Here is a 24,460-nt window from a genome sequence, read left to right as displayed (position 1 = left end):
GATGAACATGACTAAGAACATAGGCTTCGGCTACATCATCGAGCTGGTGGCTGAGCGCATCCTCGACGGCGAGTACACCGAGGGCCAGCGTATCCCCTCGGTGCGTGAGATGGCCGTGTTGATGCAGGTCGCCCCCAATACCGTGGTGCACGCCTACGAGCGCCTCGGGGCTCAGGGGCTGATCCATACGCAGCGTGGGATCGGCTTCTTCGTCTCCCCAGGAGCGCTGGAGCTGGTGCGCCAGCAGCGTCGTCGTCTCTTCCACGAGGAGACAATCCCACGCCTCAAGCGCATCGTCGCCCAGCTCGGCATCACAGATGAAGAGCTGCGGCAGGAGCTCGGGCTCTAGCCCTACCTTGCCCCTCGACTCATCTAGATGTGGATTGGTAAGCTTAGCGCCAGCATCCTCTGGGGAACGTTATACAACGCCCTCGGGGGAGCTGGCGCTGGCTCTTGGGCTCGCCCTCGTCCCGAGCGTCGCGGGCTGGCCTCCCTGCGCTCTAGGCGAGGCAGCGGGCTGGGGCTAAGGGCTAAAATGACTATCTTTGCACCTACAGACTAGCCCTACCCGAGTGTAGGGCCCCTTTAACTAGACAAGACAGAATATGAGTATGACTGTTGCGCCCAATAAGTTCGTGTCCCTCGGCTACGAACTCTATGTAGGCAACTCCGAGGAACGCGTCCTCATGGAGGAGACGAGCCCCGAACGCCCCTTGACCTATATCCAGGGTATGGGGATGATGCTACCCGAGTTTGAGAAGCATATCTTCGGCCTCAAGGCGGGGGATAAGTTCGACTTCACCCTCACCAGTGAGCAGGCCTACGGCCCTCGCGTGGATGAGGCGGTGCATGAGCTGGCCAAGGAGATGTTCCTCACGCCTGAGGGCGAGCTGGACGCCAATGTACAGGAGGGCGCTACGCTGCCACTCTATACGCCTGATGGCGAGATGATCCGCGGTAGCGTCCTGGAGATCCGTGAGGACATCGTCGTCATGGACTTCAACCACCCTCTAGCGGGCGAGGAGCTCCACTTCATCGGCGAGGTCTACGATGTCCATGAGGCTACGCCCGAGGAGATCGAGGCCTTCTTCGGAGGTCATGATGGTGGCTGCGGTTGCGGCTGTGGTCATGACGACGAAGGGCATGAGCACAAGGAGCACGGCGGCTGCGGTGGTGGCTGTGGCTGCCACTAAGCATACATTGAAATGATAGGACGGATGCCTTGGGAGGAAGACCTCCCCTAGGGCATCCGTCGCTATGTACACAGGAGTGCGTGAATAGTATAGGTAGACTGATCCGACTGACGACCTTCGGCGAGTCGCACGGAGAGGCTGTAGGGGGTGTCCTCGATGGTTTCCCCTCGGGACTTCGTATCGACGAGGAGCTGCTGCAGCGTAGGCTCGCCCAGCGGCGAGGCGGCCAGCGCGGGACGACCCCGCGAGCCGAGGCCGATGAGCTGCGCTTCCTCTCAGGGCTCTATGAGGGACGCACGACGGGTACGCCGCTTGCCTTCGTCATCACCAACGCCGATGTGCGTAGCCGCGACTACGAGGCGCTGGCCGAGCTCTACCGCCCTGGGCACGCCGACTACACCTACGAGTCGAAGTACGGCCTGCGCGATCCCCGTGGCGGCGGACGTGCCTCAGCGCGTGAGACGGTCGTACGTGTCACTGCAGGTGCTCTCTGTGAGCAGTGGCTCGCCAGCCGTGGGGTAGGGATCTACGCCTACCTTAGCGCTGTGGGGGGCGTCGAGCTCCCCGAGACTGAGCCGCCTCGTAGCCTCAGTGAGGCGGAGCGCCTGCAGCTCTCCCAGCAGCTCTCGGGCTCCTTCCCCTGCCCTGACCCCGACTACGCCGAGGCGATGCTCACCGAGATCGAGGCCGCGCGTGCGGCACGCGATAGCGTCGGGGGCGTCGTCAGCTGCCGCATCACGGGCCTACCCGTGGGGCTTGGGGAGCCGCTCTACGACAAGTGCAGCGCGCGCCTAGCGTCGGCGATGATGAGCATCAATGCCGCCAAGGGCTTCGAGATCGGCGGCGGCTTCGCGCTGGCTGCAGCTCGTGGCTCTGCGGTACGGGACGAGTTTGTCCCCAGCTCCGAGGGTATCGCCACACGGACCAATCACTCGGGCGGTCTCCTCGGAGGTATCACTACGGGCGAGGACCTCACGCTGCGCATCGCTTTCAAGCCCACCTCCTCCATCAGTCAGCCACAGCAGACGGTGACCCGCTCGGGGCAGCCCACGAGCTTCACCCTAGAGGGGCGCCACGATCCCTGTGTGGCGCTGCGTGCGGTGCCTGTCGTCGCGGCTATGGCTGCGCTGACTCTGGCTGATCTCTACCTCGAATACCTCGGACGCCAGGCTGCGCGTCCCCTACATATATAGATAGTCCATGCCCAGCTTAGCTGCCAAGGAAAGCATACTCGGTACCCTCGTCACCTACATCGGCGTAGGGATAGGCTTCGTGACGACCTTCTTCATCCTGGCCAAGTACCTTACGCCCGAGGAGATCGGGCTGACACGCCTCCTGCCCGAGCTGGCGACCCAGCTCTCGGGCCTAGGACTCCTCGGGATGACCTATTCGCTGAGTCGTTACTTCCCTTTCTTCAAGGACAGCCCGACCAATCCCTACCGCGCTGAGGATGGGCCCAACCACGGCTTCTTCTACTACGTCACCGTGGTAGGCCTGGTGGGTGCCGCTGTGATGAGCCTCCTCTACGTGCTGCTGCGTCAGCCGCTGGTGGGGCTCTATAGCACCAATAGCCCGCTGCTCATTGACTTCTACTACGCCGTCATCCCCCTCACGCTCTTCACGATGGGCTGGACACTGCTGGAGCTCTACACCTACCAGCTGCTGCGTGTGGCCGTACCTAAGGGGATCAAGGAGGTGCTGCTGCGCGTCCTCCAGCTGGCCTGCTACCTGGCCTACGCCTTTGGCTACATCGACTTCACGACGATGATGTGGGGCTTCATCGGGAGCTTCGGCGTCTGCATGCTCGCCAGCGGGGCTTACCTCGGGCGCATCACGCCCCTGAGCCTAAGGCACAATTCCGCCTACGTCTCCCCCGAGATGCGTCGCGGCTTCTATCGCTACTCGGCGCTCTATACGCTGACCTCGATCGGGATCACGCTCTCGGGGCGTATGGACCTCTTCATGGTTGCCTTCATCGATAAGGGGGGGCTCTCCTCGGCAGGGGTCTATACGATGGCCTTCTATATGGTCTCCATCATCGAGATCCCGATGCGGGCTATCCTCAGCGTCGCCGCGCCTAAGATCGCCGAGGCAGCCAAGGAGGGCGATAAGCAGCGCGTCGAGGATGTGTACCGCCTCGTGGGCTTCTACCAGCTGCTCTCTGGCCTCCTGATCTTCATCATGATCTGGGTGAACATAGACAGCATCTTCGCCATCATGCCCAACGGGGAGCAGTTCGCTGGCGGCAAGTGGATCTTCTTCTTCCTCGGGCTGGCGAAGCTCGTGGAGCTAACCCTGACCTGCAGCCATACGGTGGTGAGCACCTCGCGCTACTACTACTGGAATGTCTACTACACCATCAGTGTGCTGGTGATGTCCTTCGTCTCGACCATCTACCTCATCCCGCACTTCGGTACGATGGGCGCGGCGTTGGCGATGCTCCTGACCAATCTCGTCAGCTACGGCCTACAGCAGGGCCTCGTGAGCCTCAAGATCGGGGTGCATCCCTTCAGCCTCCGTATGCTCTACACGCTGCCCATCGCCTTCCTCGCCTGGGGGGCGGATAGCCTCCTGCCGCGTATGAGCTCGGTCTGGGCGGATCTTTTCGTGCGCTCGGCCCTCATCGGGCTGCTACTCCTGCTGTGCCTCCTCGTGATGCGCATCACCCCCGAGCTGATGAGTATGCTGGAGGGGAGACTCCCTGCCAAGTTCCGCCGCTAGGCCTGTCCCATCATCCTTACCTCCCTTCGCTATGCCTAGTCCAAATCCTCAGCGTCCACTCAAGGTCCTGCTCCTGTGTACTGCAGAGCAGGGTGGGGGAGCTGCCGAGGCTTGCCGTAGGCTCCTCGAGGGGCTCTCTTCCATAGGGCTGGAGGCGCGGCTCTTGGTGCTGCATGGTGGTGAGGGGGATGCAGCAGCCGTTCGCTCCGTCCTCGATGGAAGCGGGGCGCGCATTTGGGCGAAGGTTGCTTTCGTTCTGGAGCGAGCGGAGATCTACCTACGTAATGGACGCGACCGCGGACGCCTCTTCCGCGTCTCGACGGCGCGCTGGGGCTTCGATGTGAGCCGCCATCCCTGGGTGCAATGGGCGGATGTGCTGCACCTGCACTGGATCAATCAGGGCTTCCTCTCGCTGCGTGGACTCCAGCGCCTCAGCCTCCTCGGTAAGCCCGTCTTTGCCACGCTGCACGATCTGTGGATGGCGACGGGCATCTGCCACCTGCCGCTGGAGCTCTCGGCTTCGGGGGCTGAGCTCTGTCCCCGCTACCGTGAGGGCTGCGGCTACTGCCCGTTGCTCTCCAGCCGCTCAGAGCATGACCTCTCTCGTCAGATCTGGCAGCGCAAGGTCTTCCTCAGTTCCCCTGCCTTCCACTATATAGCAGTGAGCACGGCGGAGGCAGCGCTCTTCGGTGAGAGCCCGCTGATGCGCTCGGCGCGCCCTGCCCTTGTCCTCCCCAATCCCATAGACCTAGAGCTCTTCTCCCCGCAGACGGCCGAGGCCATGCCCGTGCCCAGCTGGCACGAGGCGGGACGCTACTACCTCACCCTCGTAGCCGCGCGGCTGGATGATGTGGTGAAGGGTCCCGAACTGCTGAAGGCCATAGCGCGTGCCTTCCGAGCCCAGTCCCCCGAGTTCGCCGCACGCACGACCCTTGTCCTCGTCGGGGAGACCAAGCGGCAGGGCTACTTTGATGACCTTGCCCTCAGCCACATCAGCCTAGGGCGGGTCAGCGATCGCCGCGAACTCGCAGCGATCTACGCGCACAGCGACGCCGTACTCTCGACGAGTGTCTACGAGACCTTCGGGCAGACGCTCTCCGAGGCGCTCGCGGTGGGTACGCCTGTCCTTAGCTTCCGCTGTGGTGGCCCCGAGGACATCATTGAGGACGGGCGTACGGGCTACCTTATTGAGGCCTTTGATCCCAAGCAATACGCGGCGCGCCTCATCGAGCTGCTGGAGCGTCGGGGGCAGGGCCGCTTTGACCGAGAGGCTTGCCGCAGCTCCGTGCAGCGCTTCAGCGCCGACCGTATTGCCTCCGAGCTTGCCCGCCTCTACGCTGCCGCACTCCAGCCTACACCTTAGCTCCAGGCTATACCTTAGTATATATGACTCCACGTATCACGATCATCACCATCTGCTACAATGCCGCCTCTTGCATTGAGCGCACGCTCCGCAGCGTCGCGGCGCAGACCTACCCCCATATAGAGTACCTCATCATCGACGGCGCCTCCAAGGACGCGACCCTACAGCTCGTGGCAGAGCTGGCCCCTCAGGCGAAGGTCTATAGTGAGCCCGACAAGGGGATCTACGACGCGATGAATAAGGGCCGAGCTCGAGCCACGGGGGACTACCTGTGGTACCTCAATGCCGGCGACGCCCTACCAAGTGCCGACACGGTAGCTGAGCTCGTAGCGGCCAGCTGCGCCGACTCCCTCCCCGACATCATCTACGGCGACACGCGCCTCATCGATAGCGAGGACAGAGACTTGGGGCTGCGCCGCCTCCGTCCACCGCGGGAGCTCGGCTGGCAGAGCTTCGAGCGAGGGATGCTAGTCTGTCATCAAGCCTTCATCGTGAGGCGAAGCCTCGCGCCTGAGTACGACCTACGCTACCGCTTCTCGGCCGATGTCGACTGGTGCATACGAGCTATGAAGGAGGCGCGCAGCTACTACTTCTACCCCGAGGTCATAGCCCTCTACCTCAATGAGGGGACGACGACGGCCAACCACCGCGCCTCGCTCCTGGAGCGCTTCGACGTGATGCGCCGCCACTACGGTCTAGGGCGCACGCTGCTGCGACACCTCTCCTTCGTCCTGCAGCGCCAGCGCTAGCAGCTCGCTCTAAGAGCCTTAGCGCGGCCTATGTGGTTCTTTAGGAATTCTCCCTTACATTTGCACCAAGAACTAGATATACACCTATCAACACGATCAACAATGGAATACAGAATTGAGAAGGACACCCTAGGCGAGGTCCAGGTGCCTGCTGACAAGCTCTGGGGCGCACAGACCGAGCGCTCACGCAACAACTTCAAGATCGGTCCCGCGGCCTCCATGCCTCTGGACGTAGTGCGTGGCTTCGCTTACCTCAAGAAGGGCGCAGCCTATGCCAACCATGAGCTCGGGGTACTCTCCCTCGAGAAGCGCGACCTCATCGCCGCTGTCTGTGACGAGATCCTCGCTGGTAAGCTCGACGATCAGTTCCCTCTGGTCATCTGGCAGACGGGCTCGGGGACGCAGAGCAATATGAACGTCAACGAAGTCATCGCTAACCGAGCGCACCAGCTCGCTGGGAAGAAGATCGGCGAGGGTGAGAAGACGCTCCTCCCTAACGACGACGTCAACAAGAGCCAGTCCTCCAACGACACCTTCCCCACAGGCATGCACATCGCCTGCTATAAGAAGGTCGTCGAGGTCACGCTCCCAGGTCTGCGCCAGCTGCACAAGGCACTGGATGCAAAGGCTAAGGAGATGGCCGACGTAGTGAAGATCGGTCGTACGCACCTCATGGACGCTACGCCTCTGACACTGGGGCAGGAGTTCAGCGGCTACGCTGCACAGCTCGAGCACGGCATCAAGGCCATCGAGAACACGCTGCCTCACCTGGCGGAGCTCGCTCTCGGCGGTACGGCTGTAGGTACGGGACTCAATACGCCTAAGGGCTACGATGTCGTGGTAGCACGCCACATCGCCGACTTCACGGGGCTGCCCTTCGTGACGGCTCAGAACAAGTTCGAGGCGCTGGCTGCCCACGACGCTATTGTCGAGACCCACGGCGCCCTGAAGCAGGTGGCTGTCTCGCTGAACAAGATCGCCAACGATATCCGCCTCCTCGCCTCTGGCCCTCGTAGCGGTATCGGTGAGATCATCATCCCTGCCAACGAACCCGGCTCCTCCATCATGCCTGGTAAGGTGAACCCCACGCAGGCTGAGGCTATGACGATGGTCTGTGCTCAGGTTGTAGGGAATGACACGACGATCTCGGTGGCAGGCATGCAGGGCCACTTCGAGCTCAACGTCTTCAAGCCTGTCATGGCTGCAAACTTCCTCCAGAGCGCCGAGCTGCTCGGGGATGCAGCCGTCTCCTTCGATATCCACTGCGTCTCGGGTATCGAGCCTAACCACCCCCGCATCCAGGAGCTGCTCAATAAGTCCCTGATGCTTGTGACGGCGCTGAATACGCACATCGGCTACTACAAGGCCGCTGAGATCGCCAACGCCGCGCACCGCAACGGCACGACGCTCAAGGAAGAGGCGCTGCGCCTCGGCTACGTCTCCGCTGAGGACTTCGACAAGTGGGTACGCCCCGAGGATATGGTACACCCCCTCGACTAAGCGTATCGCTCCCCTCTAAAGGCATCGCCCCCACACTCCGCATACTGGAGTGTGGGGGCGATTTGCTTTGTGCCCTGCTGAGGGACTGCCTAGGGGTGGCAGCCTAGGAGGGGAGGAGGGGAGCGGCGGGCTATTTGTTCCTCAGTCCATTGAGGTAGGCGGAGGCAGCCATAGCCTTCTTGGCTGGGGGCTGGAGTGTCTTGATGACGAGGTGCCCCGAGGCTGTGGCGACCTCCAGGCGCTGCTTGGGGCCGATGACGATGCTTCCCGGTGCCAGGGGCGTGGCGGGCAGCTCGCTCTCGGGGAGTACCTCCGTCTCATGGATCTTGAAGGTGAGGGGCTCATGCCCCTCGATGCTGAGCGTACACCAGGCGCCTGGGTGGGGGGTGAGGCCGCGGACTTGATTGTGTAGCTCGCGGGCCGTGCGCGTCCAGCGGAGCTCGGTATTCTCCTTGTCTAGCTTGGGTGCTGCGCTAGGGGCCTCGTCGTGCTCCTCCTGCGCCTGCCCCTTGGGCTCCTCGTCCTGGAGGAAGAGGTCTACTGTCTGACGGAGCGTCTCGGCGCCGAGGTGCATGAGGCGCTCATAGACCGTGCCCGTGGTATCTTCGGGGGCGATGGGGGTGCGTGCCTGCAGGAGGATGTTGCCCGTATCGAGCTCGTGCTTGAGGCGGAAGGTGGTGACGCCCGTCTCCGTGTCGCCATTGATCACTGCCCAGTGTATGGGGGCGGCACCTCGGTAGCGGGGGAGGAGGGAGCCGTGGAGGTTGATCGTGCCGAAGCGGGGGAGCGACCAGACGACCTCGGGTAGCATGCGGAAGGCGACGACGATCCCGAGGTCGGGGGTGAGCTCACGGAGGCGGCCGACGAAGGTCTCATCCTTGAGCCGTACGGGCTGCAGCACCTCGAGGCCTACACTCTGGGCGTAGGTCTTGATCTTGCTCTGCTGTAGCTTCTGCCCGCGGCCCGCAGGCTTGTCGGGCATCGTGACGACGGCCACGATGTGGTAGCCGCTCTCGACGAGCAGCTGGAGCGAGGGTAGGGCGAAGTCTGCCGTCGCCATATAGACGATACGTAGTTGATCCTTAGTCATAGGGGAGCGATTGCGTTAGACGGAGACAAAAGTACGGCCTTTCGGCTGAAAACGACTTAGCCTACCACGCTCCACGAGGGAGGGTGGTAGGCTAAGTGTCTTAAGAGGCTAGGCTTAGAGCAGCTCCTGCGAGCGGCGGATGAAGCGCGCCAGTGCCTCGCCCTTCAGCAGGCCACTGCCTAGGAGCGCCAGGTCTACGAGCTGCCCCACGAGTGCAGTCTCCTGCCCGAAGCGCTGGAGCTCGCTGTTGATCTTGCCCTCGAGCTCGGCTTGCTTGTAGCTCAGGCTCTCGAGCTCCTCACGCTCGGCTGCCGTGACCTCGTCGGCCTTCTTGGCATTCTGTACGGTGCGGGCTGCCTCGACGAGCTCGGTCTGTGCCTTCAGCTCCTCACGCAGCGTCCCGAGCTTGGGCTCGACGCTCGTCTGCTCCTCACTCAGGAGGCGCTTGATGAGGGCGTGGTCGCTGTTGAGGACGACGTTGTAGCCCTCGGGGAGCTCGCCGTAGAAGTTCATCCCTGGCTGGAGGCGTGCCATCTCCTGCATGCGGCGCATGAATTCGCCCTGCGTGATGAGTACGGCATCGGCGTCCTCACCTAGGGCCTCGAAGGTCACGTGGTAGTTACGCTTCTCCTCGCGGGGGAGGCGTGCCTGGAAGATCTGGCTGAGGGCCTGCTGCTCCTCAGAGGAGAGGGAGACCTCACGCTGCTCGTCCTTGGCGATGAGCTTGTCGATGGAGTCGGAGTCGACGCGTACGAAGCGGGTCTTCTCCAGCTTCTGCTCGAGCTGCGAGATGGCGTGTACATCCAGCGGGCCGTCCATCAGGAGGACAGAGTAGCCCTTGGCGGTGGCGCGCTCGATGGCACTGTACTGCGTCTCCTTGTCATTGGCGTAGAGCCATACCAGCTGCCCGTCCTTGTCCGTTTGGCTGGACTCGGTGAGCGTGCGGTACTCCTCGATGGTGTAGAGCTTGCCCTCGAGGTCGGTCAGGAGGTTGAACTTAGCAGCGCGCTCGTAGAACTTCTCGTCGGAGAGCATCCCATACTGGACGAAGACCTTGAGGCTCTCCCACTTCTCCTCGAAGAGGCTACGCTCGTTGCGGAAGAGTTCGTCCAGCTTGTCGGCGACCTTCTTGGCGATGTGGTTGGAGATCTTCTTGACCTGGGCGTCGCTCTGCAGGTAGGAGCGGGATACGTTCAGCGGGATGTCGGGGGAGTCCAGTACGCCGTGCAGCAGGGTGAGGTACTCGGGGACGATGCCCTCGACCTCCTCGGTGACGAAGACCTGGTTGGCGTAGAGCTGGATCTTATTACGCTGCAGCTCCATCTGGTTCTTGACCTTGGGGAAGTAGAGGATCCCTGTGAGGTTGAAGGGGTAGTCTACGTTGAGGTGGATCCAGAAGAGGGGCTCCTCCATCGTCTGTGGGTAGAGCTGATGGTAGAAGGCGATGTAGTCCTCCTTCGTCAGTTCGCTGGGCTTCTTGGTCCAGGCGGGGTGGATGTCGTTGATCTGATTGTCCTGGTCGGTATCCACGTAGGCGCCGTCCTTCCACTCCTGCTTCTTGCCGAAGATGATGGGGATGGGGAGGAACTTGCAGTACTTATTGAGTAGGGCTGTCAGTCTGTCCTTGCTGAGGAACTCCTCGCTCTCGCTGTCGATATGTAGGATGATGTCCGTACCGCGCTCACTGCGGCTGCCGGGCTCGAGGATGTACTCGGGGTTGCCCTCGCAGCTCCAGTGGACGGCCTCAGCGCCTTCCTTGTAGGACTTCGTCTGTATCTCTACGCGGCTGGAGACCATGAAGGAGGAGTAGAAGCCCAGCCCGAAGTGGCCGATGATGGCTACCTTGTCATCCTTGTACTTGTCGAGGAACTCCTCGGCGCCTGAGAAGGCGATCTGATTGATGTACTTCTCTACCTCCTCGGCTGTCATCCCTATCCCGCTGTCGCTGATGGTGATGGTCTTGGCCTCGGGATCGAAGCTCACGCGTACCTGGAGCTCCCCGAGCTCCCCCTTGTACTCGCCTGCGCTGGCCAGCGCGCGGAGCTTCTGGCTGGCGTCCACAGCGTTGGATACCAGCTCACGGAGGAAGATGTCGTGTTCGCTGTAGAGGAACTTCTTGATGACGGGGAAGATGTTCTCGCTCGTCACTCCGATTTTTCCTTGCTTGCTCATAGATCTATCAATGGATGTATGTCGTTGATTACTTAGTTGCAGTTCTCTAGGCAAAGGGAGTGCCAGGACGGGTAGCGTGACAGAATGGCACAGAGTCCTGTCGCGATGCTGCTCCCTCTGGTCTCGGGGCGTGTGCTAGCCCACGGCTCGGAGAGGTGCGCTGCGGCAGCGAGCAGCGGGGCTCCTGAGGGCTCGTGGGGCTTAGAGGACGCTGTCCCCTTAGATCCCTCTAGCTCTGGGGGTGGCTGACTGATATCCCTCAAGGCTGCTGACTGATACCCCTCGGCTCGCTGATGGACGTCCCTCAGCTCGCTGACTGATACCAGTTAGCTGCCTCAGGGATAGGTCAGAGGAGCGGGGCCCTTTGCTGGGGGTGCTTGCCCCCCTCGAGGAGGCCTCCCGCCGAGCCTATATACTCGGGGCGCGCAGCCCCTCGGCTGGCTTGACTTGCATTATCTTAATTCGTAACTTAGCGGGAGAATATTACACAGCTGCTGAGCACTGCTGCCCTACCTCTAGATGGTAGGGGAGAGGCGCTGGGCACTATACGAACAAGAACCGAATGAGTTACCTCAAGTTTGACCGCCGACTGATGGCTAACTTGGATGAGTCCACGCAGCGTGAGTACATCCGTACGAATCGAAAGGGCGCCTACTGTTGCTCCAGTATCGTCGGCTGTAATACCCGCAAATACCATGGTGTGCTCGTCGTCCCTATCCCTACACTTAGTCCCAATAATCACGTACTCCTCTCCAGCCTAGACCTGACGATCGTGCAGCACGGGGTGCCCTTCAATGTCGGGATCCACGAGTATGAGGGCGATGTCTTCAGCCCCAAGGGACACAAGTATATCCGTGAGTACAATGTCGACGTCGTATCCTCGACGACCTACCGCGTCGGTGGGGTCGTGCTGCGCAAGGAGTTCATCTTCTGCCACTACGTCAATAGGGCGCTCATTCGCTACACCCTCCTAGAGGCGCACAGCCAGACGACGCTCCGCCTGAGTCCCTTCCTTGCCTTCCGCGACGTGAAGATGCTGACGCACCGCAATGATCAGCTCGATGGTAGCTATCAGGAGGCGACGTCTGGCGTCAGCTTCTGCCTCTATCCAGGCTACCCGAGACTCTATCTGCAGCTATCCAAGCAGGGACGCTTCGTCGCCGACGCGCACTGGAATGAGCGCATCGAGTACATCAAGGAGCGCGAGCGCGGCTACGAGTACACCGAGGATCTCTACGTGCCGGGATACTTCGAGCTCGATATCGAGCTCGGCGAGTCCATCTACTTCTCGGCAGGCCTCGATGAGGCGGATCCGCGTAGCTTCGCCCAGCTCTTCGACGAGGAGCTGGCGATGCGTACCGTGCGCGAGGATTTCCGTAGCTGCCTGCTCAACTCGGCACTACAGTTCTACTACCGCCCCGACGCGACCCACGGCTACCTGCTGGCGGGCTACCCTTGGTTCGGGGTGCGTGCCCGTGACCTCTTCGTCGCCCTCCCGGGCTGCTCTATCTATGCCGACGCCCCCGAGCGCTACTATAGGATCATGGATACGGCTATCCCCGAGCTGCGCAACTTCATGAGCCAGGTCAGCATCTCCGAGGAGATACGCGGGATCAACGAGCCCGACGTAGGCCTCTGGGCGGTGTGGGCGCTGCAGCAGTATGCTGCCTGGTCGAGCCCTGCCGATATGGTCAGCCGCTATGGGGACTTCCTCGATGAGCTGATTCACTACTATCTGCGCAATGTGCACCCCAATCTCCGCATCGACGAGACGGGGCTCTGCTACATCCTCGGCGATGGCAAGCCGCTCTCCTGGATGGATGCCAAGATCGACGGGCAGGCCGTCGTACGCCGTGAGGGCTACCTCGTGGAGGTCAACGCCCTGTGGTATAATGCCCTCTGCTTCTACCGCGAGGTGCTGCCTAGCAGGTGGACGCCCGAGCTCGAGGAGCTGGTAGGGCGGGTGCAGACGAGCTTCTGCCGCACCTTCATCAATGAGCATGGCTACCTCTTCGACTACGTCCTGCCTCATCATCCTCAGGACTGGAGCGTGCGGCCGAACATGATCTTCGCCGCCTCGCTGCCGTACTCCCCGCTACCTAAGTCTACACGCCGCTCCGTCGTCGAGATCATCACCCGTGAGCTACGCACGCCCAAGGGGCTGCGCAGCCTCAGCCCCAAGAGCGAGGGCTACCAGCCGCAGTGCCACGGCACCCAGCTGCAGCGTGAGCGCGCCTACTACAACGGCTCGGTATGGCCGTGGCTGCTCGGGGCTTACTTCGAGGCCTACCTCAAGCTCTACGGCCGTGGCGCCTTCTCCTTCATCGAGCGTACGCTCATCGGGATGGAGGAGGAGCTGCAGGAGCACGGCGTAGGGACGATCAGCGAGCTCTTCGACGGCAATCCGCCCTTCAAGGGCAGAGGCGCTATCTCCTTCGCTATGAGCGTCGGGGAGATCCTGCGCTCGCTGCATCTGCTCCAGCAGGCCCAGGCGGCATACGACACACAGACACTCCCCATGATACGATACGAATGAGAGCATTGATGTTCGGCTGGGAGTTCCCCCCTCACATCCTCGGGGGACTCGGCACAGCTAGCTATGGACTGACGAAGGGGATGGCCGCGCAGGGCGATATGGATATTACCTTCGTCATCCCCCGCCCCTCGGGTGATGAGGATACGAGCTTCCTGCGCATTATCGGCGCAGGGGATACACCCGTCGTGTGGCGCGATGTGAGCTACGACTACGTACGCGAGCGCCTGGCGGGCAAGATGACGCCCGAGCTCTACTACCAGCTGCGGGATCATATCTATGCGGACTTCTCGCACTACGGGACCAATGACTTGGGCTGCTTCGAGTTCTCGGGCAAGTACCTGGACAACCTCCTGGAGGAGATCAATAACTACAGCATCGTGGCGGGCGTCATCGCCCGCAGCGAGAGCTACGATGTCATCCACTCGCACGACTGGCTGACCTATCCCGCGGGGATCCATGCCAAGCAGATCACGGGCAAGCCGCTGGTGGTGCACGTCCACGCTACCGACTTCGACCGCAGCCGCGGAAATGTCAACCCCACGGTCTTCGGCATCGAGATGGACGGGATGAACCATGCCGACCACATCATCACCGTGAGCGAGCTGACGCGCCGTACCGTCATCGAGAAGTATCATCAGGATCCTGCCAAGGTGACGACGGTGCACAATGCCGTCACGCCCCTCTCGCCCGCTATCCTCGCCCTACCCGACAAGCGAGGCGTCAAGGACAAGGTCGTGACCTTCCTCGGGCGTATCACGATGCAGAAGGGCTGTGAGTACTTCGTCGAGGCTGCGGCTAAGGTGCTGGAGCGGACGCAGGGCGTGCGCTTCATCATGGCCGGCAGTGGCGATATGATGGATGCGATGATACGTCTGGCGGCGCAGCGCAACATCGCCGACCGCTTCCACTTTACGGGCTTCATGAAGGGCCAGCAGGTCTACGAGGTCTTCAAGGCCAGCGACGTCTACGTCATGCCCTCGGTCTCCGAGCCCTTCGGGATCTCCCCGCTGGAGGCCATGCAGTGCGGCGTCCCCTCCATCATCTCCTATCAGTCGGGCTGCGCCGAGATCCTCGACTACGCCATCAAGGTAGACTACTGGGACATCGACGCCATGGCCGACGCCATCTATGCCCTGATCACTTACCCCGAGATGCATGCCTTCCTCAAGGAGGAGGGGCTGCGCGAGGTGAACAGCATCACCTGGGAGGCCGCCGGGCGCAAGGTACGCGCCATCTACGACCGCTACGTACGCTAAACTCTGACACACGCTATACACTAGAGCTATGAAGAAGATTTGCCTTTGCTTCCAGATACACCAGCCCATCCGACTTCGTCGCTACCGCTTCTTCGATATCGGGAATGTCCATTACTACAGTGATGACTACCTCAATGAGGAGGTCTTCGATCGTATCACCGATAGCTGCTACTTCCCTGCGAACCGCATGCTGCTGGAGCTGCTCAAGACCTACCCCGACTTCCACGTCAGCTTCTCGATCTCAGGGCTAGCGCTGGAGCAGATGGAGTACCGCAAGCCTGAGCTCCTCGAGAGCTTCAGGGAGCTCGTGGCTACGGGGCGTGTGGAGTTCGTCGCAGAGACCTATGCGCACTCTATATCCTCGCTCTACGATCCCGTAGAGTTCCGCAACCAGGTGCGCATGCAGCAGACCAAGCTGCGCGAGCTCTTCGGCGTCGCCCCCTCCCGTGTCTTCTGCAATAGCGAGCTGATCTATTCGGATGAGATCGCCCTAGAGCTCGCCTCCCTAGGCTATGAGGGCGTCATCACCGAGGGCGCCAAGCACGTCCTGGGGTGGAAGAGCCCTAACTACCTCTACGGCTCGGCCGTCTCGCCCGAGACCAAGCTGCTGCTGCGCAACGCTGGTCTGAGCGAGCTGGTGACGAACCACTTCTCCAACTACAGCTCTCACGAATACCCCGTCACGGCAGACAAGCTCCTGGGGCGTGTGCAGCACCTCCCCGAGGGTGAGGACTTCACCCTCCTCTATATGAACTATGAGGTCCTTGGGGAGATGAATCGTGCAGAGACGGGGATCTTCGAGTTCTTCCGTGCCCTGCCCAAGCTCGCCGCAGACTACGGCGTGACCTTCGCTACCCCTTCGCAGCTCCTGGATAGCCAGCGCCCAGTGGGGCTGATCTCCGTAGCCTATCCGATTAGCTGGGCTGGTGAGGAGAAGAGTACCAACGAATGGAACGGCAATATCCTTCAGCAGGGGGTGATCGAGAAACTCCGTCAGTGGGGCGAGCGTGTCCACGCCCTCGAGGACCGCAGCCTCTTGATGGACTGGCTCTGTCTACAGAGTGCCGACCACTTCTACTACATGAATACGATCAACTGGGGGGGGCATCCCTACAGCCCCTACAGCTCGCCCTACGATGCCTTCAATAACTATATGAACGTCCTGAGCGACCTACTCCTCCGCGTCGAGGAGCAGGCGCCCAGTAGTATCGAGACAGAGGAGCTGAACTCCTACCAGCAGATGATCCACGCACAGCAGGAGCGCATCGCCGAGCTTGAGGCCGAGGTCAAGCACCTCGAGGGCCTAGTCAAGCAATGAGCTCGCGCCACTAGAGTCGGCTCCAAACAAAAGGGCCTAGCCCTGCGTTGTAGCTATGTAGACATCTAGTGGACACTTCACCATCAGTAGATAGAAGGGAACGCTATGAGACAACTCAAGATATCGAAGTCCATCACCAATCGCGAGAGTGCCTCGCTCGACCGCTACCTGCAGGAGATAGGTCGCGAGGAGCTCATCAGCATAGAGGAGGAGGTAGAGCTCGCCCAGGCGATCAAGCGGGGCGACCGTCGAGCCCTGGATAAGATGACCCGAGCCAATCTGCGCTTCGTCGTCTCCGTCGCCAAGCAGTACCAGAACCAAGGCCTCAGTCTCCCCGACCTCATCAATGAGGGGAACCTCGGGCTGATCAAGGCTGCCGAGAAGTTCGACGAGACGCGCGGCTTCAAGTTCATCTCCTACGCCGTCTGGTGGATACGCCAGGCGATCCTCCAGGCGCTGGCCGAGCAGGCGCGTATCGTACGCCTGCCCCTCAATCAGGTCGGGACGCTCAACAAGATCTCCAAGGCCTTGGCTAAGTTCGAGCAGGAGAACGAGCGTCGCCCCTCAGCCGAGGAGCTGGCGAAGGAGCTGAACCTCCCCGAGGACAAGATCACCGAGACGCTCAAGGTCGCAGGGCGGCATATCTCCGTCGACGCCCCTTTTGTCGAGGGAGAGGAGAATAGCCTCCTGGACGTACTGACCAGTGACGATACGCCCTCGACGGATAGCGTACTGCTCGATGAGTCGCTCAGCAGCGAGATCAACCAGGTGCTGACGAACCTCACCGAGCGTGAGGCCGAGATCGTCAAGTGCTTCTTCGGCATCTGTGGCTACCCCGAGATGACGCTCGATGAGATAGGGATGAAGTACGACCTGACGCGTGAGCGCGTGCGTCAGATCAAGGAGAAGGCCATACGCAAGCTGCGCAACGACATACACTGCGCCTCCCTCAAGCCCTACCTCGGCTAGCCCCTCCCTAGCCCGCTTCCCCTCGTCTACGCTCATGGCTACGCAGTCCCGACTGCGTGGTCATGAGCGCTCGTGTAGATCCTCTAGGCACCGATAGATAATTACAGAGATGACAAAGCGACAAGCACATCATTGGCTCGGCTGGCTACAGCGCTGCGGGATGCTCCCGCGCCGCCTCGTCCGGCATACCGAGGCCGAGGATCTACTCAAGAGCCTCTACGAGCAGCAGCATCAGCCCGCTGGGGCGCAGGCCAGCTCTAGCCCCATCCTGCGTCACGGCCCCGAGCTCTCGGAGCTGCTCCAGCAGTTGCGGCAGGAGGGCTATCTCGCTGCCGATTCCTTCGCCCTCACCGAGCGTGGAGAGCAGCGTGCCCTCGAGCTCATCCGTGCCCACCGCCTCTACGAGCTGTATCTGGCGGAGCACTCGGGCTACACGCCGAGCGAATGGCACCGCCTAGCGCATACCAAGGAGCACCAGCTCAGCTCCTCCGAGCACCAGCGTATCGCCTCGCTCCTAGGCAACCCCCTCTACGACCCGCATGGCGACCCCATCCCTACGGCAGAGGGAGTACAGGCTGAGCTGCCCGAGGCGCTTCCCCTAGAGGCCCTGCAGTCGGGCTCCTGGTACTACGTCCTCCACATCGAGGATGACCTCGTGGAGGCCTATCATTACCTTACGGATCTGGGGCTGACGCGCGACTCCATCTTCCAGCTGCAGACGCTGGAGTCGGGAATCTGTCGCCTCTACTACGAGGGGGAGGCCTATGAGCTCCCCGCACAGTTCCTCAGCTCGCTCCACCTACGTCTGGCCACCCCGCAGGAGCTCAAGGAGAGTCATGCCGCCGAGGTGCGGCGTCTCTCGACACTCGCTCCCGATGAGTCCAGCACCGTGCTTGGACTCTCGCCCTCTTGCCGCGGGCCCATGCGCCGCCGTCTGATGGACCTCGGCTTCGTACGCGGCAGCCACATCAGCGTCGAGATGCGCAGTCCGCTGGGCAATCCTACGGCCTACATCGTACGCGGGGCCGCCATCGCTCTACGCCGTGACCAAGCCCGCTATATCCTTATCCAAGACCCCAAGCTATGCCTTCAAGAATAAGTCCTGATACCTCCTGTACCTCTGCCTCCGCGCAGGCAGCTGCCCTGCAGCGTCGTGGGGAGCACCTCGCCGAGACGCACTATACCATAGCTCTGGCGGGGAACCCCAATACGGGTAAGAGCACCGTATTCAACGCGCTCACGGGGCTCAAGCAGCACACGGGCAACTGGCCCGGCAAGACGGTCGGCAAGGCCGAGGGAGCCTTCGTCTACGCTGGCGAGGGCTACAAGATCGTAGACCTCCCAGGCACCTACTCCCTCTCCTCGACGAGCGAGGACGAGGAGATCGCCCGCAACTTCATCCTCTTCGACCGTCCCGACGTCACGGTCATCGTTGCCGATGCCACCCGCCTGGAGCGTAACATGAACCTTCTGCTGCAGGTGCTGCAGATCACGGATAAGGTCGTCCTCTGCGTGAACCTCCTTGATGAGGCGCGCCGTAATAAGATCGAGATCAACCTCCAGGCGCTCTCCCGCCGCCTCGGCATCCCCGTCGTAGGGGCCAGTGCCCGCTCGGGCAAGGGCATCCCCGAGCTGCTCGTACAGATACGCGCCGTAGCGCTTGGTGAGTACGTCTGCCGTCCCTACCGAGGGCAGAGCCTGCCGGAGCACACGGCGCAGCTCGTCGCGAAGCTCCAGGCCAAGGTAGAGGAGCTCTATCCCGAGGTTGCTAACAGCTGGTGGATCGCCACGCGCCTTATCGAGGACGACCCCTCGATCACCGCGCGCTTCGATGCCCCTGAGCTCCTCGAGCTGGCGCGTCAGGTGCACCTCGAGATCGGGGAGAACTTCCACGACCAGTGGACGGAGTCGATCTATGCCGACGCCTACCGCATTTGCTCGGAGGTCGTGCTGCAGGCCCATGTCGAGGGACGCCTACCGCTGGACGTGCGGCTCGACCGCATCCTCACCTCGCGCCGTTGGGGCTTCCCCATCATGCTGCTCCTCCTCGGGGTGATCTTCTGGCTCACCATCGTCGGGTCGAACTATCCCTCCTCGCTCCTGAGTGACCTTTTGGTGGGGAAGGTGCACCCGCTCTTCCGCTCGGCGCTAGTCACGCTCGGTAGCCCCTGGTGGCTCACGGGACTGCTGGCGGACGGTATCTATCTCACTACGGCCTGGGTCGTGTCGGTGATGCTGCCGCCGATGGCGATCTTCTTCCCGCTCTTCACCTTACTGGAGGACTTCGGCTATCTGCCGCGTGTGGCCTTCAACCTCGATGAGCTCTTCCGTCGTAGTGGGGCGCATGGTAAGCAAGCGCTGACGATGAGCATGGGCTTCGGCTGCAATGCTGCGGGCGTCGTCTCCACGCGTATCATCGACAGCGAGCGCGAGCGCCTCATCGCCATCATCACCAATAACTTCTCGCTCTGCAATGGGCGCTGGCCTACCATCATCCTCCTGTCCTCGCTCTTCATCGGGGCGGCCGTGCCGCCTGCCTATGCGGGGCTGGCAAGCATCGGCGCGGTGCTAGCGATCGTGCTGCTGGGCGTGCTGGTCATGTTTGGTGCCTCCTGGGCGCTCTCCCATACGGTGCTGCACGGGGAGGTCTCTACCTTCCACCTCGAGCTGCCGCCCTATAGGCCGCCGCAGTTCTGGCGCACGCTCTACACCTCCTTCATCGACCGCACGCTGATCGTCCTCTGGCGTGCCCTGGTCTTCGCAGCCCCTGCGGGGGCCTTCATCTGGCTCTCGTGCAATGTACATATCGGGGGAGCTAGCGTCGCCGCACACCTCATCCAGCTGCTGGACTACCCAGGGATGTTGATGGGGCTCAATGGCGTCATCCTCCTGGCCTACCTCCTGGCGATCCCTGCCAACGAGGTCGTCATACCCACAGTGCTCATGCTCACGACGCTGGTGCTGGGCGGTGGTGATCCTGCTGGAGCGGGCGTCCTGATGGAGGGAGGCGATGCCGAGACCTTCGCCCTCCTGCAGCAAGGAGGCTGGACGCTGATGACGGGCGTCTGCCTTATGCTCTTCTGCCTGCTGCATCACCCCTGTAGCACGACGATCTACACGATCTATAAGGAGACAGGCAGCCTGCGCTGGACGCTACTCTCCGTCTTCCTCCCCCTTGGTCTCGGGATCCTCGTGACCATGATCACGGCGGGCATCTGGCGTCTTGTCGCTTAGCTCGCGCAACATTCTTCGCCCTGTGTCTGTTAGCCTCTTTGGTGGCTATAGCGCAGGGCGATCCTTTTCTCTGACCTCACCCTGCTGAAGACCAACAAGCTATTAGAATCAATGAAGGATAAGATCATCGTAGCCATCGACGGCTACAGCTCCTGTGGCAAGAGCTCCATGGCACGCACGCTGGCCGAGGCCATCGGCTATATCTATGTAGACACGGGGGCCATGTACCGCGGCGTCACCCTCTGGGCCATACGTAAGGGCTTCATCGAGAATGGCCTCATCGACGCCTCGTCGCTGGAGCGTTCGCTGGGTGACCTCGAGCTGGCCTTCCGCCTGGCGGAGCAGAGTCCCCGCCCCGAGCTCTACCTCAATGGCGAGCGTGTCGAGCAGGCCATCCGCTCTATGGAGGTCGCCTCGCAGGTGAGCCCTGTGGCCGCCCTCGGCTTCGTGCGCAGCTTCCTGACCGCACAGCAGCAGGAGATGGGGCGGCATAAGGGCATCGTCATGGATGGCCGTGACATCGGTACGGCCGTCTTCCCTGATGCCGAACTCAAGGTTTTCGTCACGGCCGATCCCCAGGTGCGTGCGGAGCGTCGTCTGGCAGAGCTGCGCAGCAAGGGTGACCATATCATCACCATGGAGGAGGTGCTGGCGAACCTGCAGGAGCGTGACTATATCGACACCCACCGCGAGGTGGCACCGCTCATCCAGGCGCCCGATGCACTGGTACTGGACAACTCCCACCTTACCATCCCCGAGCAGGACGCCCTGCTACATTCCTATTACCAGGCTGCGCTTGCCCGTAGAGGGTAGTCGCTGCCTACATCATCCCATCAACATCTAGATATGACCTACCCCACGATAGAGATAGACCAGCAGTCGGGCTTTTGCTTCGGCGTCATCAACGCTGTCAAGCATGCCGAGCAGCAGCTCGAGAAGGACAAGAAGGAGCTCTACTGCCTCGGCGACATCGTCCACAACAGCCAGGAGGTCGACCGCCTGCAGGCCAAGGGCATGCAGACGATCGACTACGACACCTTCCGCCAGCTAGAGGGCAAGCGCGTCCTCTTCCGTGCGCATGGGGAGGCGCCTGCGATCTATCAGATGGCACGCGAGCGCAATATCGAGCTCGTCGATGCCACCTGCCCTGTGGTGCTGGCGCTGCAGAAGAAGGTGCGCAAGAAGTTCGTCGAGCTGGATCCCATCGGGGGCCAGATCGTCATCTATGGCAAGAAGGGACACGCTGAGGTTAATGGCCTGGTCGGGCAGACGGAGGGCAAGGCCATCATCGTGCAGTACCCCGAGGATGTCGAGCAGATCGACTTCGCGCGTCACGTGGCGCTCTTCTCCCAGACGACGCAGTCGCTGACGGGCTTCCTCGAGCTGATCGACACGCTGCGCGATCGTATGCAGGAGGGGGCTCGCTTCGAGTATCAGGACTCGATCTGTCGCCAGGTGTCCAATCGTATGCCGCATATCCAGGACTTCGCCTCGCAGCACGAGCTAGTCTTCTTCGTCGCTGGGGCGAAGAGCTCCAATGGTAAGGTGCTCTTCAGCTACTGCCTCAAGGGCAACGAGCGCAGCATCTTCGTCTCCTCTCCCGACGAGCTGACGGCTGATATGCTACAGCCTCTGCCCACCAGCATCGGCATCTGTGGTGCCACCTCCACACCTATGTGGCAGATGGAGGAGGTAGCAGCACGCATACGCGAGCTCCTCGGTATGCCTAGCTCCACCACGCAGGCATGACGCTCCTAGAGCAGCGTCTCGAGGACTATATCCTAGCGCATACGACGCCCGAGAGCGAGCTGCGGCAGCGGCTCGCCCGACAGGCGCATGTGCAGCTCCTCAGGGCGCGCATGCTCTCGGGACAGCTGCAGGGAGGCCTCTTGCAGATGCTCTGTCGCATGAAGGGCGCTTGCTATGTCCTCGAGCTCGGTACCTATACGGGCTATGCGGCGCACTGCATGGCCGAGGTGCTACCCCCTGATGGAGAGGTGCACACCATAGAGTCGGACGATGAGATGGAGGACTTCATCCGCGGCTTCATCGCTGAGGCGCCCTGGGGTGAGCGGATTAAGCTGCACCTGGGCGATGCCCTCGAGCTGCTGCCCGAGCTGGTGGAGCGCTACGCCTTCGACCTCGTCTACATCGATGCCAACAAGCGCCAGTACCTCGACTACTACGAGCTCATCCTGCCACACCTACCTAGTGGTGCTATCATCCTAGCCGATAATACGCTCTGGGATGGCAAGGTCATCGCCGACCCACTGCCGACGGATGCCCAGACGCAGAGCATCCTGTCCTTCAACCGCCACGTGCAGGAGGATCCGCGCGTGGAGAACCTCATCCTCCCCCTACGTGATGGGCTGAGCATCATCTACAAGAAGTAGCGCCTTCCCCTCACCGAGCCCCAAGCAGCACGCCCCGCTAAGCATCTAGGCTTAGCGGGGCGTGCTGCTTGGGGCTTTTGCTTAGGTGGGCTAGGCTAGGGGAGGCCTTAGACCAAGGCGCCCAGCTCGGTGCGTCCCGTCAGCGAGCGGTGCATGGCGGTGGCGGCGCGGCGTCCGTCGCCCATGGCAAGGATCACAGTCGCGGGTCCGCGTACGATGTCACCCCCAGCATAGATCGTGGGGATGGAGCTGCGCTGCTCCTCATCGACGACGATGGTCCCCGAGCGGGAGACTGAGAGCTCGGGCAGCGACTGCGGTACGAGCGGGCTGGCGGAGTAGCCTATGCTCACGATGACCTCATCGACCTCGAGCTCCACGATGGCGCCCTCTATGGGCTGGGGGCTGCGGCGTCCACTCGCATCGGGCTCGCCGAGCTGCATCTGCTGCAGGCGCATGCGGGCGACGTGCCCCGAGTCGTCGGCGAGGTAGGCGATGGGATTGTGCAGCGTCAGGAAGCGTGTCCCCTCCTCCTCGGCATGGTGGAGCTCCTCGGCACGGGCGGGCATCTCCTCACGGCTGCGGCGGTAGACGATCATCACCTCCGCGGCACCGAGGCGCAGAGCGGAGCGTACGGCATCGATGGCGGTATTCCCCGCTCCGATGATGGCCACGCGCTTGCCTGCATAGCCTCGCTTCTCCTCGGCGATCTCCTCGGGGCTCATCATGTTCAGGCGCGCCAGATAGTCGCTGGCGGAGTGGATGCCCTTGAGGTCTTCGCCTGGGACGTGCATGAAGTTGGGCACGCCAGCGCCCGTAGCGACGAAGATCCCTGCGAAGCCCTCTTCCTGGAGCTGCTGCACGGTGACGTCCTGCCCGACATAGGTGCTAGTGACGAAGTGCACGCCCAGCTGGCGGAGCTTCGCCAGCTCGTGCTCGATAATGTTATTGGGCAGGACGAACTCTGGGATCCCGTAGCGTAGGACTCCCCCCAGCTCTTCGGCGCCCTCGTAGACCGTCACCTCATAGCCCCACTTGGCCATATCGGTGGCGAAGGAGATTCCCGCGGGCCCGCTGCCGATGACGGCGACACGTAGGCCATTGGGGGGCATAGGCGGGGCTAAGGGCTTAGCCTCCTCGGGGTGCAGGCGCTCGTAGTCGGCGACGAAGCGCTCGAGGTTGCCGATGGAGACGGCAGGCTTCTTGAGACTCAGCGTGTAGATGCACTGGCTCTCGCACTGCTTCTCCTGCGGGCAGACACGCCCACAGACGGCGGGCAGGCTGCTGGTCTCGCGGATGATCCCTAGGGCGTCGACGAACTCCCCCCGCTCGATGAGCTTGATGAAGGAGGGGATATGGATCCCCACGGGGCAGCCCGAGACGCAGCCTGGGTTAGGGCAGTCGAGGCAGCGACGTGCCTCCTCCATGGCCAGCTCGGCCGTATAGCCTAGAGCGACCTCGTGGTGGAAGGAGCTGAGCCGCTCCCCGAGGCCGAGCGTCGGCATAGGGGTGCGGGGTGCGGTGATACGTTCTTTATTGGGACTCGCCTTGCGTAGCTCGGCACGCCAGGGCTGGGCGCGGCGCTCCTTGATCAATTCTTCTCTTGTCATAGTGGGCTGATGCTACTTAGCTCCTCGGCGGGATGGGCTGTGCCAGCTCGCTAGGCCGCCCCTCTCGGGCAGAGCGTAGCGTAGGGGGAGGCGCGCTGGGCCTGCTGAGCCTAGCGTACAGGGAAGTCCCCTCGAGATCTATCGGTAGAATGCGCGATCTACAGAGCTGCATCAAGGTGTATACCATCTAAGTGCTTCGGAGTAGCAAGAACAAATATAAGTAAAGCCGAGCAATCCCCCGAAGCTACCCGCAGCCTAGGCGCGCGGAGCTGCTCCTAGGAGGGAGCCTGCTGACGGATATCCCTCAGCCCGCCGATGGATATCAGTCAGGAGGCTGAGGGGCGTCAGTGGCAGCGCTG

General features: G+C 61.9%; 19 protein-coding genes. 16 read left to right on the top strand and 3 right to left on the bottom strand.

The window, feature by feature from the left end; genetic code table 11:
• Position 1 precedes the first annotated feature (1 nt).
• The 7 genes from Q0248_RS05820 to fumC all read left to right on the top strand — a co-directional run bounded on the left by Q0248_RS05820 (position 2) and on the right by fumC (position 7,526).
• Positions 2-349: a GntR family transcriptional regulator gene (locus Q0248_RS05820; RefSeq protein WP_299320667.1), complete on the top strand. Its 348-nt coding sequence runs from the start codon at positions 2-4 to the stop codon at positions 347-349.
• Positions 350-611: 262 nt separating this feature from the next.
• Positions 612-1,193: an FKBP-type peptidyl-prolyl cis-trans isomerase gene (locus Q0248_RS05815; protein ID WP_299320754.1), complete on the top strand. Its 582-nt coding sequence runs from the start codon at positions 612-614 to the stop codon at positions 1,191-1,193.
• An 80-nt stretch (positions 1,194-1,273) separates the two neighbouring features.
• Entirely contained in the window at positions 1,274-2,386 is a 1,113-nt protein-coding gene (aroC, locus tag Q0248_RS05810) for a chorismate synthase (RefSeq protein ID WP_299320666.1), read from the top strand.
• A 7-nt stretch (positions 2,387-2,393) separates the two neighbouring features.
• Positions 2,394-3,914 (top strand): lipopolysaccharide biosynthesis protein, encoded by a 1,521-nt coding sequence (locus tag Q0248_RS05805; protein ID WP_299320664.1) that lies wholly within the window; start codon positions 2,394-2,396, stop codon positions 3,912-3,914.
• Between the two features lie 31 nt (positions 3,915-3,945).
• Complete coding sequence (locus Q0248_RS05800) at positions 3,946-5,277, top strand: glycosyltransferase (protein ID WP_299320663.1); 1,332 nt, start codon at positions 3,946-3,948, stop codon at positions 5,275-5,277.
• A gap of 23 nt (positions 5,278-5,300) precedes the next feature.
• Entirely contained in the window at positions 5,301-6,026 is a 726-nt protein-coding gene (locus Q0248_RS05795; RefSeq protein WP_299320661.1) for a glycosyltransferase family 2 protein, read from the top strand.
• A gap of 102 nt (positions 6,027-6,128) precedes the next feature.
• Positions 6,129-7,526: a class II fumarate hydratase gene (gene fumC, locus Q0248_RS05790; protein ID WP_299320660.1), complete on the top strand. Its 1,398-nt coding sequence runs from the start codon at positions 6,129-6,131 to the stop codon at positions 7,524-7,526.
• A 130-nt stretch (positions 7,527-7,656) separates the two neighbouring features.
• Here the strand turns inward: fumC and fmt are convergent, their stop codons facing one another.
• Complete coding sequence (gene fmt / locus Q0248_RS05785; RefSeq protein ID WP_299320659.1) at positions 7,657-8,616, bottom strand: methionyl-tRNA formyltransferase; 960 nt, start codon at positions 8,614-8,616, stop codon at positions 7,657-7,659.
• 114 nt (positions 8,617-8,730) lie between these two features.
• On the bottom strand, positions 8,731-10,788 hold the full coding sequence (gene htpG / locus Q0248_RS05780) for a molecular chaperone HtpG (protein ID WP_299320658.1): 2,058 nt from the start codon (positions 10,786-10,788) through the stop codon (positions 8,731-8,733).
• A gap of 562 nt (positions 10,789-11,350) precedes the next feature.
• Here htpG and Q0248_RS05775 point away from each other — a divergent pair.
• The 9 genes from Q0248_RS05775 (at position 11,351) to Q0248_RS05735 (ending at position 22,494) form a co-directional block, all read left to right on the top strand.
• On the top strand, positions 11,351-13,324 hold the full coding sequence (locus Q0248_RS05775; RefSeq protein WP_299320657.1) for a glycogen debranching enzyme N-terminal domain-containing protein: 1,974 nt from the start codon (positions 11,351-11,353) through the stop codon (positions 13,322-13,324).
• Entirely contained in the window at positions 13,321-14,580 is a 1,260-nt protein-coding gene (locus tag Q0248_RS05770; protein WP_299320656.1) for a glycosyltransferase family 4 protein, read from the top strand. The genes Q0248_RS05775 and Q0248_RS05770 overlap by 4 nt, the downstream gene beginning before the upstream one ends.
• A 28-nt stretch (positions 14,581-14,608) precedes the next feature.
• Positions 14,609-15,898, top strand: coding sequence for a glycoside hydrolase family 57 protein (locus Q0248_RS05765; RefSeq protein WP_299320654.1), 1,290 nt, complete (start codon positions 14,609-14,611; stop codon positions 15,896-15,898).
• A gap of 105 nt (positions 15,899-16,003) precedes the next feature.
• Positions 16,004-16,867, top strand: coding sequence for an RNA polymerase sigma factor RpoD/SigA (locus tag Q0248_RS05760; RefSeq protein WP_211787933.1), 864 nt, complete (start codon positions 16,004-16,006; stop codon positions 16,865-16,867).
• Between the two features lie 109 nt (positions 16,868-16,976).
• A complete protein-coding gene (locus Q0248_RS05755; protein ID WP_299320651.1) occupies positions 16,977-17,966 on the top strand; it encodes a metal-dependent transcriptional regulator in 990 nt (329 codons plus the stop codon).
• Complete coding sequence (feoB, locus tag Q0248_RS05750) at positions 17,951-20,101, top strand: ferrous iron transport protein B (RefSeq protein ID WP_299320650.1); 2,151 nt, start codon at positions 17,951-17,953, stop codon at positions 20,099-20,101. The genes Q0248_RS05755 and feoB overlap by 16 nt, the downstream gene beginning before the upstream one ends.
• Positions 20,102-20,212: 111 nt before the next feature.
• Positions 20,213-20,914 (top strand): (d)CMP kinase, encoded by a 702-nt coding sequence (gene cmk, locus Q0248_RS05745; protein ID WP_299320648.1) that lies wholly within the window; start codon positions 20,213-20,215, stop codon positions 20,912-20,914.
• Between the two features lie 33 nt (positions 20,915-20,947).
• Positions 20,948-21,850, top strand: a complete 903-nt coding sequence (locus tag Q0248_RS05740) for a 4-hydroxy-3-methylbut-2-enyl diphosphate reductase (RefSeq protein ID WP_299320647.1) — start codon at positions 20,948-20,950, stop codon at positions 21,848-21,850.
• Positions 21,847-22,494: a class I SAM-dependent methyltransferase gene (locus Q0248_RS05735; RefSeq protein ID WP_299320645.1), complete on the top strand. Its 648-nt coding sequence runs from the start codon at positions 21,847-21,849 to the stop codon at positions 22,492-22,494. The genes Q0248_RS05740 and Q0248_RS05735 overlap by 4 nt, the downstream gene beginning before the upstream one ends.
• Positions 22,495-22,601: 107 nt before the next feature.
• On the opposite strand, the gene gltA is transcribed toward Q0248_RS05735, so the two are convergent.
• Positions 22,602-24,101, bottom strand: a complete 1,500-nt coding sequence (gene gltA, locus Q0248_RS05730) for an NADPH-dependent glutamate synthase (RefSeq protein WP_299320644.1) — start codon at positions 24,099-24,101, stop codon at positions 22,602-22,604.
• Between the last annotated feature and the right edge of the window lie 359 nt (positions 24,102-24,460).

The sequence above is a fragment of the uncultured Porphyromonas sp. genome (assembly GCF_938046015.1).
Lineage (GTDB): Bacteria > Bacteroidota > Bacteroidia > Bacteroidales > Porphyromonadaceae > Porphyromonas.
Note: the sequence above shows the minus strand (reverse complement) of the source record. Positions and strands in the feature narration are given on the sequence as shown.